We start from the raw sequence: 14,427 nt of genomic DNA, 5'->3' as shown, positions 1-14,427 counted from the left end.
GTTTGGCCGGAAACCTTTTCTTCCGGCGCAGATTCGCTGTGCTTATAAACCAGGAGAGAACGATGTTAGAAATGATTGAAAGCTTGGCCACCGTGGTGGTCCTGGTGCCGGTAATGGTGGCCGTCTTGCTCGGCGCGATTTACGGCCTGGGTGAAGTGTTCAACGTCTTTTCCGCTATCGGCAGAAAAAATAACGGCTGAATTTGAACGTCAGGGGACGCAACGCCCCCTGACGGAGGGTTACAATACCGTCGCCAGGAAGTTGCGCGTCCTCTCATGTCCCGGCGCATCCAGAACCTGCTGCACGCTGCCCGTTTCAACCACCTTTCCCTGATCCATAAAGACAATCTGGTCGGCCACTTCGCGGGCGAAGCCGATTTCGTGCGTGACCACCACCATGGTCATGCCCGAATGCGCCAAGTCTTTCATCACCTGCAGCACTTCGCCAACCAATTCAGGATCGAGCGCGGAGGTCGGTTCATCAAACAGTAACACCTGCGGGTTCATCGCCAGCGCGCGGGCGATGGCGACGCGTTGCTGCTGGCCGCCGGACAGTTCACGCGGCCAGGCGTTGATGCGATGTTCCAGCCCGACGCGGGCCAGCAGCTGCTTCGCCCGTTCCTGCACCTCGGTTTTTTTTTCCTTTTTCACCCGCAGCGGCGCGTCGCTGACGTTTTGCAACACGGTGCGGTGCGCAAACAAGTTGAACTGCTGAAATACCATGCCGATGCTTTTACGCTGTTCGGCCACCTCGGCTTCTTTCAGCTCGTACAGATGCCGGCCTTTTTGACGATAGCCGATCAGCTGTTCGCCAACGCGAATGGTGCCGCCGTCCAGTTTTTCCAGGTGGTTGATGCAGCGCAACAGGGTGGACTTGCCTGAGCCGGAAGGGCCGAGGATCACCGTTACCGAACCTGCCGGAATGGTCAGGCTGATGTTTTTCAACACTTCGGTGCCGGAAAAGGATTTCCGCACCCGGTTGATGTGGATGGATGCGCTCATTGTTCACCTCCCTGAGGGGCTTTGCGGTTGAGGAAGAACCGGCCGCTGCGCGTTGCCTGCGTGCCGCGGCCAAAATAGCGCTCCACGTAGTATTGACCAATTGACAGAATCGAAGTCATGGCCAGATACCACAGGGTGGCGACCAGCAGCAGCGGGATGACCTCGTAGGTGCGTTGGTAAATGATCTGCGCCGAATACAGCACGTCCTGCAGGGCAATCACCGACACCACCGCGGTGGTTTTCAACTGCCCGATCACTTCATTGCCCGCCGGCGGCAGGATGGTGCGCATCGCCTGCGGTAATACCACGTGCCACAGGATTTGCCCACGACGGTAGCCCAGCGCTTTGGCGGCTTCCAACTGGCCGCTGCTGACGCTTTGGATGCCTGCGCGCACAATTTCCGCCGCATAGGCCGACTGATGCATCACCAGCGCAATCACCGCGGCGCTGAAGGTGCTGATAAGGGTATTGGTCGGCGCGCTGGCGACTTCGCCCAGAAACGGGATCCACAAGCTGATGCGGGGATAAAGCGCGGCGATGTTGTACCACAGGAACAGCTGCACCAGCATCGGCACTGCACGGAAGAACCAGGTGTAGAACCAGCTTACCGCCACCAATACCGGATTGGCCGACAGGCGCATCAGCGCCAGCAGCACGCCGCCGGCGAAGCCGAACACTACCGAAATCACCGTCAGCTTCAGCGTCATGAGCACGCCGTTGAGGATGGACGCCTCGGTGAGGTTTTCCGCCACCACCGACCATTCAAAGCGCGGGTTGTGCAGCATGGAATTGACGATAACGGCGACGATCAGCAGCACAACCAGGGCGCTGAGCCAGCGTCCGTAATGCCGGTGGCCGACGATGCTCAGTTCCGCGTCGTCGACAGGGTATTGCCCACTCATTTTGCGATCTCTTCATTGATGCCGGCGGTTTTCACTGCACCAAAACCGATATCCCAGCCGTCGAGGATTTTCTGGTAGCTGCCGTCGGCGATCAGTGAATTTAGCGCTGCCTGCACCGGTTTCACCAGTTCGGAGCCTTTCGGCAGGGCGATGGCCACCGTGGTGCCGTCGATGTTGATATCACCGGCCAGCGTCAGCGGTTTGACGTGGGTGGCCTGGTAGCGCAGCCCTTCATACGGGCCGAAAAACATCGGCACGCGGCCGCTGATCACCGCTTGCACCCCGGCCGGGCGGTCCGGGAAGATCGGCATGGTGATGGCCGGTTTGCCGGCGGCGACGCATTGATCGCTGGCCTGCTGCAGGCGAGTTATTTGCGAGGTACCTGCGCCGGCGCCGACGGTCTGGCCGCACAACTGGGCCAGCTCGGTGTAAGGGCCAAGCGCAGCGTCTTTGCGGGCGATCAAGGCCAGCTTGGAAGCGTTGTAATAGCCGACGAAGTCCACCTGCTGGAAGCGCTTTTTGTTGGCGTCAATGTTGGCCAGCGCGACGTCATAACGGCCGGACTTCAGGCCGGGGATGATGTTGTCGAAACCGCCGGTGTCCTTCCAGTGGATCGCCACGCCCAGGCGATCGGCAATCGCGCTCATCACGTCGATTTCACGCCCGGCCAGCGTTTTGTTGTCCGCCTGGTAAAAAGTGGTCGGCGGGGTGTTCGGGTTGGTGCCGGCAACGATATAGCCGGCCTTTTTGATTGATTCAGGCAGGCTGTCGTGCAGCGCCGGATCGGCGGCAGCTTTCACCGCCGCCTTGAAGGGAACATCGCCTTCAGCGGCATGACCGGCGGCCAACGGCGCCAGCGTGGAGGAAGCCAACAGCAGGGACAGTACGGTGCGTTTGAATGTGGTTTTCATCATGATTTCCCTGCGGATTAAGCCGATTTTACGTTAGCGAAGTTGATTGCCGGTTCAGGCAGGCCCAGGTTTTCACGCAGGGTTGCATACTGATACTCCTCACGGAACAGGCCACGGCGGCGCAGCTCCGGGATCACCAGCTCGACGAACAGTTCCAGTTGGTTGGGCAACACCGCCGGCATGATGTTGAAGCCGTCTGCGCCTTGCTGTTCCAGCCATAGCTGGAAGTCGTCGGCGATCTCTTCGGCGGTGCCTACCACCACGCGGTGGCCGCGCGAACCGGCCGCGACGGCCGCCAGCTCGCGCAGCGTCAGGTTTTCCCGCGCGGCCAGATCGGTCAGCAGTTTCACGCGGCTTTGGCCGCCTTCGGTGGCGCCCACGTTCGGCACCGGGCCGTCCAGCGGGTAATCGCTCAAATCGAAACCAAAGCGCGCCGACAGCTGCTCAATGCCGTTATCGATATCCACCAGTTGATTCAGCTGATACCAGGTTTCCCGCGCTTCTTCTTTGGTACGGCCGACAATCGGCATCACACCTGGCAGGATCAGCAGGTAGTCCGGGTTGCGGCCGGCGTCGGCCACGTATTTTTTCTGACTGCGGTAGAAAGCCTGTCCTTCTTCCAGGCTGGCGGCGGCGGTGAACACCACTTCGGCGGTTTCCGCCGCCAGCTGTTGGCCGGCCGGGGAAGAGCCGGCCTCAATGATCACTGGCCGCCCTTGCGGCGAGCGGGAAATGTTCAGCGGGCCCTGCACCGAGAAATGCTTGCCCTTATGGTTGGCGGCGTGGATTTTCTCGTCGATGGCGTACACGCCATTTTGCTTGTCGCGCACGATGGCGTCTTTTTCCCAGCCGTCCCACAGTTTGTAGCTGGCCTCGAGGAATTCCCGCGCCACTTCATAGCGTTCCGCGTGCGACGGCAGATCTTCACGGCTGAAGTTGCGCGCCGCATCGCTGGAGAATGAGGTCACCACGTTCCATGCGGCGCGGCCGTGGCTGATATGGTCGATGGAGGCCATGGCGCGCGCCAGGTGGAAAGGTTGATCGAACGTGGTGGAGGCGGTCGCCGCCAGCCCGATATGGCGGGTATTGACCGCCAGCGCCGCGAGCAGCGTCAGCGGCTCCAGGCGTGACATCGTCGAGGGCAGGCGGTGCACGCTGGTCGCCAGCGCGTCGCCGACGAAGAACATATCGAAGGTGCCTTCTTCGGCTTTTTTTGCGATCCAGGTGAACCAGTCGATATCGGTCGGTGAACCGCTGGCGCCTTCTGCGCGCCATCCCCCGATGTGGTGCCCCAGCGCCTGAACGAACAGGCCGAGACGGAGTTGGCGCGATGGTGTTGAAGGTGAAGTACTCATAGTTATTCCTGTTTTATTATTAATTTAACAATGCAATCAGTCGCGGCAGCGCGCCAGGGGACATAAGCGCACAGTCGCGGATAACGCTCTCGCCTTCGAGGCCCGGAAGCAGCTGCAAAATGGCGCGCAGCTTGGCGTCGAGGTCTGTTGGCCGGGCGGCGGTTTGCTTTCTTGTGACCATGTCACTTATTTGCCTTCTGTCCTGCAGCGTCAGGGTCAGGCGATGGAAGCGCATCTCCGGATCGAGCGCGTCCGGCGGGGCCGCGGGATCGACATGGCGCTCAACTTTTGCCGCCAGGGCGGCGATAGCCGCATCGACCGGCTGTTCGCCGTAATGCATCAGCGGGACCTCGCCGTGGTATAGCGCATCGGCGATGACGTATTCGAGGCTAAAGCGCGCTTCCACACCGGTGGCCGGTTGGTGAATATAGGGCGCGGTATCTGCACCGGGCGGAAAACTGACCTCAATCTTTGCGATCTCCGCAAGGGCGTCGCCTTGTTCCTGCAGCCGCGCGCGCAGGGCGAGCGCCGCCTCGGCCGCGCTGTGAGTGCCACCGCAGGTCGGGTAGCGCTTGAACTCCAGCCCCGGCTGCAGGATGCGCCAGGGCGTGCCCCAACCGGCGGTCAGATATTCCGGTTTTTGCCGGCCGCCGCCGTGGGAAGCCAGCAGGCTGTCCAGCACGCCCTCCGGTTGGCCGATGAAACCGGCCTGAGCCAGCAGGGCGGCGTTGACCGCGTTGCGTGCCGCCAGGCCGGCGTGCAGCGGTTTGGCCGCCGAACCGAACTGGCTGCGCAGGCCCGCTGCCTGCGTGGCCGCCAGGCCCAGAGCAATCTGCGTTTGCCGCTGGTCAAGCTGCAGATAACGCGCCACGGCGGCGCAGGCGGCGACCGCGCCCAGGGTAGCGGTGCTGTGAAAACCCAGTGCGTAATGTTGCGTGCCAGCGGCCAATCCCAGCCGGCCAGCGGCCTCTACGCCGATGACATAGGCGGTTAACACTTCAGTGACATTGTCACTCTCACCGTTCAGCGCCAGCAGGGCGGAGAGCACTACGGTGCTCGGATGTCCACGCAGCGCAGGATGGTAATCATCGAAGTCCAACGAGTGGCTGACATAGCCATAGCGCAGTGCGCGGTTCTCACTGCCGTTCGGCGGAAACGTCGCGCCGATCGCTGCCAGACCGGCATCGCTCAACGCCCCGCGGGCAATCGGCAATGCGCAGGCGAAGTAATCTTTCACGCCGCGGCGAGCGGCTGACAGGGCGGTTTGATCCGGCTGGCTGTTCAATATCAGATGAGCGAATTGGACGGTTATCGGTAATGACAAGGCGTTAACACCTGAATTTATAGATGGTTATGCACGAGTGCGGGGTGAAAGGTATTGTGTGGCGGTTTTCTTTGTCCCGAAAGAACGAACGGCGCTTCCATATCACTGAATGGAATATCACGACGGCGCTGCGCCGCCGTCAGGGCTGCTGGCAGGCGCGCCAGACTGCGCTTTAGCTATTTTTGTGCAAAGCAAAGCTGAATTTGTTCTGACGCGGTAGAGGACTTAGGCCGAGAAAAGGCGAACGCTCATGATGTCGATAAATGCCCTGAGACGCGGGGTAAGATGTTTGCTTGAAGGCCAGAGAATTTTGAGACTGCCACTGTGTCGGCAGTGGTCGCCAAGCACCGGTTGGAGCCGCTGCTGCTCCAGCGCCTGTCGCACCGCGAAATCGGGCAGGCAGGCGATGCCCAGGCCCTGTTCCGCCAGGTAAATCAGCGTATCGACGGTGTTGCATACCGTGCGCTTGCCCAGGCCTTCGTCGAGCAGTTTATCTCCGCCCGCCACCGGCCAGGTCTCGACTTTGCCGGTGGTGGGGAATCTGTATAACAGGCGGGCGTGATCGCGCAGTTCTGCCGGCTGGCGGGGTATTCCCGCCCGGCGCAGATAGTCCGGCGCCGCCACCAACTGTAGGTGAAACGTGCCCAGTTGGCGGCTCATTAAGCGAGAATCCTCGGTATCGCCCACGCGGATCACCGCATCGAACCCTTCTTCGATCACCGCGACCCGACGGTCGGAAAAATCGGCTTCCAGCTCAATATCGGGATAATTCCGGACAAATTCCGCCAATACCGGATTTAACAGGCCTCCCACCAGCGGCAGACTGACGCGCAGTTTGCCGCGCGGCGCGCTATGCGTATCACTGATATCCCGTTCCGCCGCCGCCATCTCCTCCAGAATACGCTGACACCGCAGCAGAAACCGCCGCCCCTCGGCGGTTAGCGTCATGCTGCGCGTGCTGCGGTGAAACAGACGCACGCCCAATCGGTTCTCCAGGCGGGCGATGCTTTTCCCCACCGCCGAGGCCGAGATGCCGAGCACGCGGCCGGCGTCAACGAAGCTGAGAGTTTCAGCGGCCTGCACGAAGGCGCTCACGCCGGCTAAGTTATCCATCGTTTGTCCTATTGCGGACGTTAATGTCCGTTATGAAGGGAAATCTAGCCTGTTTTTCCGCTAATCGCCAGGCCCTATGCTCGGTGACTACAGCATGGGCTGATTATCTGGAGCAATGACGATGAGTGCATATGGGCATACCGCGGGCGTGATAGACCGGGCGATCGATAACGCGCTGGCGGAAAAACGGCTGGTTGGCGCAGTGGTTTTGGTGGCGCAGGGGGGCGATATGTTTTATCGCCGCGCGGCGGGGCTGGCGGATCGCGAAGCCGGCCGGCCGATGGCGTTCAATACGCTGTTCCGTCTGGCTTCGGTATCCAAACCGATCGTGTCCACGGCGGCGCTGGCATTGATGGCGCAAGGCCGTATGCAGCTGGAGGATCCCATCACCCGTTGGCTGCCGCATTTTCGTCCGCGGCTGGCGGATGGCACCACGCCGTTGATGACGCTACGGCATCTCATGACCCACACCGCCGGATTAAGCTACCGTTTTTTCCAGCCGGAAGGGGGATTCTATGCCCGGCTCGGCGTCTCCGACGGCATGGATGACGCGTCTGTCAGCCTGCAGGAAAACGTACGGCGCATTGCCTGCGCCCCTTTGCTGGCTCCGCCCGGCGCGGCGTGGCGCTATTCCATCGCGACCGATGTCCTGGGCGCAGCGATCGAACAGGCGAGCGGCCTGCCGCTGGCGCAGGCAGTAAAAAAATGGGTGACCGGGCCGCTGGCGATGACGGATACCGATTTCCTGGCGGTGGACGCCGCGCGCCTGGCGGCCGCTTACGCCGATCATCCCGGCGAGCCGCGCCGCCTGCGCCAACCGGATCATTTACCGTTTATCGATGGCAGCGCCGGTTTTCATCTGTCGCCGGCGCGAGCGTTGGATCCGTTGGCTTACGCCTCAGGTGGCGCCGGCATGGTCGGCTCGGCCGAGGATTTCCTGCGCCTTCTGGAAGCGTTGCGCCAGGGAGGAACGCCGGTGCTGCCAACCGATTGGGTGACGGCGTTCACCGGCAACCAGATCGGCGATTTGCCGATGCCGTTTTGGCCGGGGCGCGGTTTCGGCCTCGGCATTACCGTACTGAAAGACCCCATCGCCGCGCAAACGCCGGAGTCCGTGGGGACCTGGCGAATGGGCGGCACCTATGGCCATTCCTGGTTCGTCGATCCTGTCCGGCAGCTCAGCGTGGTGGCGTTTACCAACACGGCGCTGGAGGGCATGTCCGGCGCCTTTGTCGGCGAGATTTGTCAGGCGGTCTATGCCGCGACGGGAGCGATGCAATGCGCCTGATGCCGCCGATTTTCTTTATCGCGCTGGGGTTGTTCGGCGTCTACTGCATCGAGTTCGGCGTGGTGGGCATTTTGCCGCAGATCATCGCACGGTATGGCATCTCTACGGCGCAGGCCGGCTGGCTGGTCGGGATCTTCGCCCTGACCATCGCGCTGCTCGGGCCGCTGTTGGTGCTGCTGGCGTCGCGATTCAATCGCAAACGCATGTTGTTGATCGCGTTGACCGTGTTTGCGGCGGCCAGCGCGCTGTCCGCTCAGACGGACAGTTTCGCCATGCTCATGCTGCTGCGCATTGTGCCGGCGCTGTTTCATCCGATCTATTTTTCGCTGGCCATGGTGGCGGCCGCGGCGCTTTATCCCCCGCATCAGGCCACCAAAGCAACCGCCTATGCGTTCATCGGCACCAGTATGGGCATGGTGCTGGGGATACCGTTGACGCAATGGATCGCCGGGCAGTTCAGCTATGAAGCCTCGTTCCGGTTCTGTGCCTGGGTCAATCTCCTGGCAGCGGCGGGATTGCTGATGCGGTTGCCCGACGTCGCCGTTCAGCGCCTCAGTTATGGCAAACAGCTGACGATCCTGCGCAGCGGGACGCTGTGGCTGAATATCATCACCTGCGTGCTGATCTTTGCCGCCATGTTCGCCGTCTATGCTTACGCGGCTGAATATCTCAGCCGTGAAATCGGCCTCAGCGGCGGCGCCATCGGCTTTCTTCTGGTGGCGTTCGGCGTGGGCGGTGTCGCGGGCAACCTGTTGGCCGGCAAGGGGTTGAGCCGCCATCGAGCGCTGACGGTGCTGCTGCACCCGCTAGCCTTGATTGCGGCTTATGCGCTGCTGTATCACTACGGCAGCGCGAATATCGGTTCGATGACGGCGCTTTGTCTGTATTGGGGAGCGGCGCACACCAGCGGTTTGATCGTGACGCAGATCTGGCTGACATCCGAAGCCCCCCAGGCGCCGGCGTTCGCCACCGGGCTGTATATCGCCTTTATCAATCTGGGCGTGGCGCTGGGCTCGCTGGCGGGCGGCTGGTCCATCACCGCGTGGGGGCTACAGGGCAGCCTGCTGTGCGGAGCCTTATTCGCCGCGCTGGCGGTGCTTACGATCGCCGCCAGGCTGCGGTTGCAGCGGCAGGCTACCGTTGCGTTGCGTCGATCATCGCCATCACCTGCCGAAACATCGCGCTTTCCGCATCCGCCAGCTCGTTGACCAGCGTAAAGTGATTGCAGTGGCGGTCGGCCAGCAGGTGGACGTCGAGACCGCGCGCCAGGCAGGCGTCATAATAGGCCTGCGTTTGGTTTTTGAAGCCTTGCGTTTCGCGGTGGCCGACGTCGAGCAGGATCTGCGGCGCATGCGCTTTCGCCGGCAGCAAAAACAGCGGGCTGAGAGTTTGCGCCTGTTCGGGCGTCAGGTGCAGCCAGTCGTTGATGTAGATATCGCACAGCGGGCGCAGATCGTAGAGGCCGCTCAGCGCCAGCGCGCCTTTGATCGCATCGGGCGGCAGGCGATAGCGTTGCTGCCAGCCGTCGGCGATCAGCATGCCGCACAGGTGGCCGCCGGCCGAACTGCCGCTGACGAAAATGCGCGCCGGATCGATGCCGAACGGCGCCCCGTGATGATAAAGCCAGGCGACGGCGCTGCGCACCTCATGCACGATCTCCGCCAGCGTCGCTTCCGGCGCCAGCGTATATTCCAGCGTGGCGACCGCCACACCGCGGCGGGCGAACGCGGCGGCCATCGAGCAGGCTTCCTCTTTGCGCTGTGAATGCCAGTAGCCGCCATGTATAAAGATCAGCAACGGGGCGGGCTGTGCGCTGGCCGGGAACAGATCGAGACGCTCGGCGGCGCTCATGCCGTAGCGCAGATCGTAAATGCCCGGCGTCTGCGCTTTGGCGCGCTGCGCCAGCGCGGCATAGTCCGCCATGCAGGCGTCAAAATCCTCCACCGAAGCGCGGGCGTTGTATTGCGTGGCGCGGGCGCTCAGGTCTTCAAACGTCAGATCGATGTTCATGCGTTTCTCCGGATTGTTATGCGTTATGTCTTCATCATCGTCCCGCAGGGGAAAAGATGTTTGATCTCCGGTGCGCACAATTGCGGCTTCTCCAATGCTGTTATCTGCTGTATATTGCCGTTTTATGCTTTTTTAATGCGGAATAATCCCATGCACAAAGCGGCACGACAGCGCCATTTACTGGATTTGCTCAGCGAACGCGGTCAGGCGGCGGTGGCGGAATTGGCCAGCGCCATCGGTGTTTCGGTCGATACCGTGCGCCGCGACTTGGCCGATCTTGAGCGGCAGGGGTTGGCGCAGAAACATCACGGCGGCGCGATAGCGCTCGAACCGTCCGGCATGCCGCGCCAGGCGCGCGCGGCGCTGTTGCCGCAGGTCAAGCAGCGGCTCGGCCGCGCGGTGGCCGCACAGATCCCGCCCGGCAGCACCCTGATGCTGGATGCGGGCAGTACGCTGTTGGCGGTGGCGCAAGCGTTGCGCGGCCCGGCGACGGTGATCACCGCCTCGCTGGATATCGCGCAGTGCCTGAGCGATAAGCCGGAGATCCAACTGATCCTGCTCGGCGGCCAGTGGGACGCGCGCCAACGGCTGTTCGCCGGCAGCGCGACGCTGGCGTTGCTGGAACGCTACCGCGCGGACATCGCTTTGCTGGGCGCCTGTGCGGTGCATTCTCAGCTGGGGCTGAGCGCCGGCGAAGAGGCCGATGCAGAGGTCAAACGCGCCATGATGGCCAACAGCGGCGAGCGCTGGCTGGTGGCCGACCATATGAAGCTGGATCGCTGCGAGCCGCATCACGTGGCGGATCTGGCGCAGATCCAACGCCTGTTTACCGATCGCCCGTGGGATAACCTGGACGAGCAATCAATGATTGAACTTTGTGTCGTCGCCGACGACCGCTAGAGGAGAACCCTGATGAACGATAACGCTCAACCGTTGCAGGTGGCGCTGATTGGTTACGGCTTTGTCGGCAAGGCGTTTCATGCGCCGCTGATTAACGCGGTGCCGGGTCTGGCGCTGAGCGTGGTGGCTTCGCGCGATGCCGCCAAAGTCCATGCCGATCTGCCGCACGTGCGCGTGATCGCCGATCCGCTGGAGGCGATCCGCTTGCCGGAAGTGGACCTGGTGGTGATTGCTTCGCCGAACGCCACCCATGCGCCGCTGGCGCTGGCTGCGCTGGAAGCGGGCAAGCACGTGGTGGTGGATAAGCCGTTTACGCTGGATTTGGCGCAGGCGCGCACGCTGATTGCAGCGGCGGAGAAGCACGGCCGTCTGCTGTCGGTATTCCAGAATCGCCGCTGGGACAGCGATTTCCTGGGCGTGAAGCAGGTGATCGAGCAGGGACTGATCGGCAAGGTAACGCACTTTGAGTCGCACATCGATCGTTACCGCCCAGAAGTGCGGGTGCGCTGGCGCGAGCAGAATCTGCCGGGCAGCGGGCTGTGGTTCGATCTGGGGCCGCACATGGTCGATCAGGCGCTGCAGCTGTTCGGTTTGCCGCACAGCGTGCAGGCCAACATCGCCACGCTGCGCGCCAATGCGCAGATCAATGACTGGGCGCATGTGGTGCTGAACTACCCGACGCACCGCGTGATTTTGCATGGCAGCATGCTGGTGGCGGGCGGCGTGTCGCGCTTTACCGTGCACGGCGATAAAGGCAGCGTGGTCAAAGCGCGCGCCGACGGGCAGGAGAGCCAACTGCTGGCCGGCGTAACGCCGGGTTCGGCGGAGTGGGGTAAAGACGACGACGCGATGAGCCTGTTTATCGGCACGGAGCCGGTGCGTACGTTGCCGACGCCGGATGGCGATCAGCGCCAATATTACGTCCAGGTGCGTGACGCGCTGCGCGGCGCCGGCGCCAACCCGGTCACCGCATCGCAGGCGTTGGCGGTGATGGCGGTGCTGGAAGCGGCCACCCTGGCGGCGGAAACCGGCGTAACCCAAACGCTGCCGCTCACCGAGGCGGAGATCGCCGCCTGGTAACGCATCGCGCCAGATAAGGCGTCAGATGCATTGATACAGTGCATCGCATGCGTCTTCCGCCATCCCAGCCCCTGACATAGGCTAAGCCTCAGTCTATGTCAGGAGTGCTTATCATGTTATCCCATCCTTCGCCGCAGGGCGTCCGCGGCATACTGGCCGCACTTTCTCTGTGTATGCTGCTGTCATCGCTCGGCATCAGCATCGCCAACGTCGGGCTGCCGGCGCTCGCCACCGCATTCCATGCCTCGTTCCAGGCAGTGCAGTGGGTGCTGCTCTGCTATTTGCTGGCCGTCACCACCTGCATCATCGGCATCGGCCGCTTGGGTGACAGCCTCAATCGCCGCCGCCTGCTGCTGGCGGGCATCGCGCTGTTTACCGCCGCTTCGCTGGCTTGTGCGTTGGCTCCGCAGCTGTGGCTGCTGCTGGCGGCGCGCCTGGCGCAGGGGCTGGGGGGCGCAGTCATGATGTCAATCACCATGGCGCTGGCGGGCGAGGCGCTGGGCACGGAAAAGATCGGCCGCGCGATGGGGCTGCTCGGCACTATGTCGGCCGTGGGCACCGCGCTGGGGCCGTCGTTGGGCGGCGCGCTGATCGCCGGCTTCGGCTGGCGAACGATATTCCTGATCAACCTGCCGCTGGGGCTGCTGGCGTTGTGGCTCGCCTGGCGATACTTGCCGGATGGGGCGCGGGCGGCGACGCGCCCTGAACCGTTCGACCGCGCTGGCACGCTGCTGCTGGGCGGCGCATTGCTTTGCTACTCGCTGGCGATGACTCTGGGACGCGGTGATTTCGGCGCGCTTAACCTGGCGTTGATGTTGGGCGCTCTGTTGGCGGCAGGGTTGTTTATCCGCGTGGAACGCCGCGCCGTGTCGCCGCTGTTGGCGCCGACGATGTTTCGCCATCCGGCCCTGACGGCGGGGCTGGCGGCCAGCGCGTTGGTCATGACGGTGATGACCGCCACGCTGGTGGTCGGGCCGTTTTATCTGTCGCGCGCGCTGGGGTTAAGCGCCGCGCAGGTGGGGCTGGTGATGTCGGCAGGGCCGGCGGTGGCGATCCTGACCGGTATTCCGGCGGGTTATCTGGTGGATCGCTTTGGATCGCAACGCATCGCCCAGCTTGGGCTGGCGGCAGTGGCCGCCGGGGCGGGATTGCTGTCGCTGCTGGGCCGCTGGGGCGTACTCGGCTATGTCGCACCGATCGCGCTGTTGACCGCCGGTTATGCGCTGTTTCAGGTGGCCAACAACACGGTGCTGATGAAGGATCTGTTTCCCGAACGACGCGGGTTGATCGCCGGCATGGTCAATCTGGCGCGCAATCTGGGGGCGATCACCGGCGCGTCGGCGATGGGGGCGCTGTTTTATCTGGCCTCGCAGCGGGTGGCGGGCGCCGCGGCGGCCGCGGCTTACGGCATGCGCGTCACCTACGGCGCGGCGGCGTTGCTGGCGTTGGCGGCATTGCTTATCGCCTTCGGCGGCCGCCGACTGGCGCTGCGTTATGACGCGCGCTGAACGGCGTAGCGTTCTTGCACGAAACCGTTGTCCGACTGGGTGACGGCGAGCAGACGCAGGCGCTGCTCAGGGGCATCGGCGCCGAACAAGGGAATGCCGCCGCCCAGCAGCAGCGGCACGCGCGTAATCGTCAATTCGTCGATCAATCCGGCCTGCAGGAAACGCTGCACGGTCTGGCCGCCGTCGATATACAGGTGACGGCAGCCGGCTTCGGCCAACCGCGCCACGACGCTGGCCGGTTCGCCGCTCATCCAGCGGACAGGCTCTGCGCTCTGCGGTGCGGATTGCGTCGACAGTACCACCACCGGCAGTTCTCCATAGGGCCATTCGGGAAAGGCGCGGACTTTTTCATAGGTATGGCGGCCCATCACCAGCGCGTCGATGTCGGCGATAAACGCTTCAAAACTCAGGCCATTGAGCAACGACACCGCGTACTCGGGCCGCAGCAGCCAATCGATGTCGCCGTCCGGGCCGGCAATGAATCCGTCTACGCTGGTGGCGATGTAAACCGAGCATTTCATCAGGCGAGATCTCCGCGGTAAACCACATGGACCTTGTTGCCGTCGGGATCGCGCAGGTAAGCACCGAAATAGCCTTTGCCATAGTGCGCGCGCTCGCCGGGTTCGCCTTCACTGCTGCCACCCGCCAGCAGGCCGGCGGCGTAGGCGCGTTTAACCGCCAGCTCGTCGGCGGCGAGAAAGGCCAGCATGCTGCCGTTGCCGGCGCTGGCGGGCTGTCTGTCGAAGGGTTGGTAGGCATAAAACCGCGGCAGCGTTTGGCCCGGCATCACCCAGCAGCGGGCGGCGGGGCCGCCGTCCGGCGTCACTTCCCGCCGTTGTAAACCCAATGGCAACAAAATGGCGTCGTAGAACGCGGCGGCGGCGTCCAGATCGCTGACGCCGACGGTAATATGGCTGAACATGGCGCGTTTCCTTTCCCAAGAGAGAATAATGAACGGATAAAACAGTAGCAGCGATAGCGCAGGATGGACAGACCGCCGTGGAGGATTCGGATTAGGGACGCGCGCAGGGGGGC

15 protein-coding genes are annotated in these 14,427 nt (G+C 62.9%); 6 read left to right on the top strand and 9 right to left on the bottom strand.

Annotated elements, in window-relative coordinates; translation table 11 throughout:
* The first annotated feature begins 62 nt into the window (after positions 1-62).
* Positions 63-200 (top strand): AcrZ family multidrug efflux pump-associated protein, encoded by a 138-nt coding sequence (locus H7A77_RS11055; protein ID WP_016927779.1) that lies wholly within the window; start codon positions 63-65, stop codon positions 198-200.
* A gap of 39 nt (positions 201-239) precedes the next feature.
* Here the strand turns inward: H7A77_RS11055 and H7A77_RS11050 are convergent, their stop codons facing one another.
* From H7A77_RS11050 to H7A77_RS11025, 6 genes are all read right to left on the bottom strand, one after another.
* Entirely contained in the window at positions 240-1,001 is a 762-nt protein-coding gene (locus H7A77_RS11050; protein WP_164057756.1) for an amino acid ABC transporter ATP-binding protein, read from the bottom strand.
* The gene (locus H7A77_RS11045; RefSeq protein ID WP_182074180.1) at positions 998-1,903 is read right to left on the bottom strand and encodes an amino acid ABC transporter permease; all 906 of its coding nucleotides are present in this window, start codon (positions 1,901-1,903) and stop codon (positions 998-1,000) included. The genes H7A77_RS11050 and H7A77_RS11045 overlap by 4 nt, the downstream gene beginning before the upstream one ends.
* Complete coding sequence (locus tag H7A77_RS11040; RefSeq protein WP_142590816.1) at positions 1,900-2,814, bottom strand: ABC transporter substrate-binding protein; 915 nt, start codon at positions 2,812-2,814, stop codon at positions 1,900-1,902. Before H7A77_RS11040 ends, H7A77_RS11045 begins: the two co-directional genes overlap by 4 nt.
* Before the next feature lie 17 nt (positions 2,815-2,831).
* Positions 2,832-4,169 carry an LLM class flavin-dependent oxidoreductase gene (locus H7A77_RS11035; protein WP_182074179.1) on the bottom strand — a complete coding sequence of 446 codons (1,338 nt, stop codon included), beginning with the start codon at positions 4,167-4,169 and terminating at the stop codon, positions 2,832-2,834.
* Positions 4,170-4,188: 19 nt separating this feature from the next.
* Positions 4,189-5,493 carry an MmgE/PrpD family protein gene (locus tag H7A77_RS11030; RefSeq protein ID WP_182074178.1) on the bottom strand — a complete coding sequence of 435 codons (1,305 nt, stop codon included), beginning with the start codon at positions 5,491-5,493 and terminating at the stop codon, positions 4,189-4,191.
* Between the two features lie 225 nt (positions 5,494-5,718).
* Positions 5,719-6,606, bottom strand: coding sequence for a LysR family transcriptional regulator (locus H7A77_RS11025; protein ID WP_182074177.1), 888 nt, complete (start codon positions 6,604-6,606; stop codon positions 5,719-5,721).
* A gap of 121 nt (positions 6,607-6,727) precedes the next feature.
* Here H7A77_RS11025 and H7A77_RS11020 point away from each other — a divergent pair, with 121 nt between their 5' ends.
* Both H7A77_RS11020 and H7A77_RS11015 read left to right on the top strand, forming a co-directional pair.
* Complete coding sequence (locus tag H7A77_RS11020; protein WP_182074176.1) at positions 6,728-7,894, top strand: serine hydrolase; 1,167 nt, start codon at positions 6,728-6,730, stop codon at positions 7,892-7,894.
* Positions 7,885-9,102: an MFS transporter gene (locus H7A77_RS11015; protein WP_182074175.1), complete on the top strand. Its 1,218-nt coding sequence runs from the start codon at positions 7,885-7,887 to the stop codon at positions 9,100-9,102. Before H7A77_RS11020 ends, H7A77_RS11015 begins: the two co-directional genes overlap by 10 nt.
* Here H7A77_RS11015 and H7A77_RS11010 read toward each other — a convergent pair.
* Positions 9,029-9,904, bottom strand: coding sequence for an alpha/beta hydrolase (locus tag H7A77_RS11010; RefSeq protein WP_147880530.1), 876 nt, complete (start codon positions 9,902-9,904; stop codon positions 9,029-9,031). The two genes, H7A77_RS11015 and H7A77_RS11010, sit on opposite strands and share 74 nt — an antisense overlap.
* 150 nt (positions 9,905-10,054) lie before the next feature.
* Between H7A77_RS11010 and H7A77_RS11005 the strand changes: the two genes are divergently transcribed.
* The 3 genes from H7A77_RS11005 to H7A77_RS10995 all read left to right on the top strand — a co-directional run bounded on the left by H7A77_RS11005 (position 10,055) and on the right by H7A77_RS10995 (position 13,392).
* Complete coding sequence (locus H7A77_RS11005) at positions 10,055-10,804, top strand: DeoR/GlpR family DNA-binding transcription regulator (protein ID WP_047026135.1); 750 nt, start codon at positions 10,055-10,057, stop codon at positions 10,802-10,804.
* Positions 10,805-10,816: 12 nt separating this feature from the next.
* Entirely contained in the window at positions 10,817-11,884 is a 1,068-nt protein-coding gene (locus tag H7A77_RS11000) for an oxidoreductase (RefSeq protein ID WP_033650432.1), read from the top strand.
* 113 nt (positions 11,885-11,997) lie between these two features.
* Positions 11,998-13,392 carry an MFS transporter gene (locus H7A77_RS10995; protein WP_089194731.1) on the top strand — a complete coding sequence of 465 codons (1,395 nt, stop codon included), beginning with the start codon at positions 11,998-12,000 and terminating at the stop codon, positions 13,390-13,392.
* Here the strand turns inward: H7A77_RS10995 and H7A77_RS10990 are convergent.
* Positions 13,377-13,913 carry a dihydrofolate reductase family protein gene (locus tag H7A77_RS10990; protein WP_170853049.1) on the bottom strand — a complete coding sequence of 179 codons (537 nt, stop codon included), beginning with the start codon at positions 13,911-13,913 and terminating at the stop codon, positions 13,377-13,379. The two genes, H7A77_RS10995 and H7A77_RS10990, sit on opposite strands and share 16 nt — an antisense overlap.
* Positions 13,913-14,314: a VOC family protein gene (locus H7A77_RS10985; protein WP_015377846.1), complete on the bottom strand. Its 402-nt coding sequence runs from the start codon at positions 14,312-14,314 to the stop codon at positions 13,913-13,915. The genes H7A77_RS10990 and H7A77_RS10985 overlap by 1 nt, the downstream gene beginning before the upstream one ends.
* Positions 14,315-14,427 lie beyond the last annotated feature (113 nt).

This window comes from Serratia sp. ME47, assembly GCF_903970925.1.
Taxonomy (GTDB): domain Bacteria; phylum Pseudomonadota; class Gammaproteobacteria; order Enterobacterales; family Enterobacteriaceae; genus Serratia; species Serratia ureilytica.
Note: the sequence above shows the minus strand (reverse complement) of the source record. Positions and strands in the feature narration are given on the sequence as shown.

Bases quoted from the DNA above. Each gene is read 5' to 3' on its own strand.
- H7A77_RS11010 (WP_147880530.1), bottom strand. From the start codon at position 9,904: ATGAACATCGATCTGACGTTTGAAGACCTGAGCGCCCGCGCCACGCAA.
- H7A77_RS11005 (WP_047026135.1), top strand. From the start codon at position 10,055: ATGCACAAAGCGGCACGACAGCGCCATTTACTGGATTTGCTCAGCGAA.
- H7A77_RS10990 (WP_170853049.1), bottom strand. From the start codon at position 13,913: ATGAAATGCTCGGTTTACATCGCCACCAGCGTAGACGGATTCATTGCC.
- H7A77_RS11025 (WP_182074177.1), bottom strand. From the start codon at position 6,606: ATGGATAACTTAGCCGGCGTGAGCGCCTTCGTGCAGGCCGCTGAAACT.
- H7A77_RS11020 (WP_182074176.1), top strand. From the start codon at position 6,728: ATGAGTGCATATGGGCATACCGCGGGCGTGATAGACCGGGCGATCGAT.
- H7A77_RS11045 (WP_182074180.1), bottom strand. From the start codon at position 1,903: ATGAGTGGGCAATACCCTGTCGACGACGCGGAACTGAGCATCGTCGGC.
- H7A77_RS11000 (WP_033650432.1), top strand. From the start codon at position 10,817: ATGAACGATAACGCTCAACCGTTGCAGGTGGCGCTGATTGGTTACGGC.
- H7A77_RS11050 (WP_164057756.1), bottom strand. From the start codon at position 1,001: ATGAGCGCATCCATCCACATCAACCGGGTGCGGAAATCCTTTTCCGGC.
- H7A77_RS11015 (WP_182074175.1), top strand. From the start codon at position 7,885: ATGCGCCTGATGCCGCCGATTTTCTTTATCGCGCTGGGGTTGTTCGGC.
- H7A77_RS10985 (WP_015377846.1), bottom strand. From the start codon at position 14,314: ATGTTCAGCCATATTACCGTCGGCGTCAGCGATCTGGACGCCGCCGCC.
- H7A77_RS10995 (WP_089194731.1), top strand. From the start codon at position 11,998: ATGTTATCCCATCCTTCGCCGCAGGGCGTCCGCGGCATACTGGCCGCA.
- H7A77_RS11040 (WP_142590816.1), bottom strand. From the start codon at position 2,814: ATGAAAACCACATTCAAACGCACCGTACTGTCCCTGCTGTTGGCTTCC.
- H7A77_RS11035 (WP_182074179.1), bottom strand. From the start codon at position 4,169: ATGAGTACTTCACCTTCAACACCATCGCGCCAACTCCGTCTCGGCCTG.
- H7A77_RS11055 (WP_016927779.1), top strand. From the start codon at position 63: ATGTTAGAAATGATTGAAAGCTTGGCCACCGTGGTGGTCCTGGTGCCG.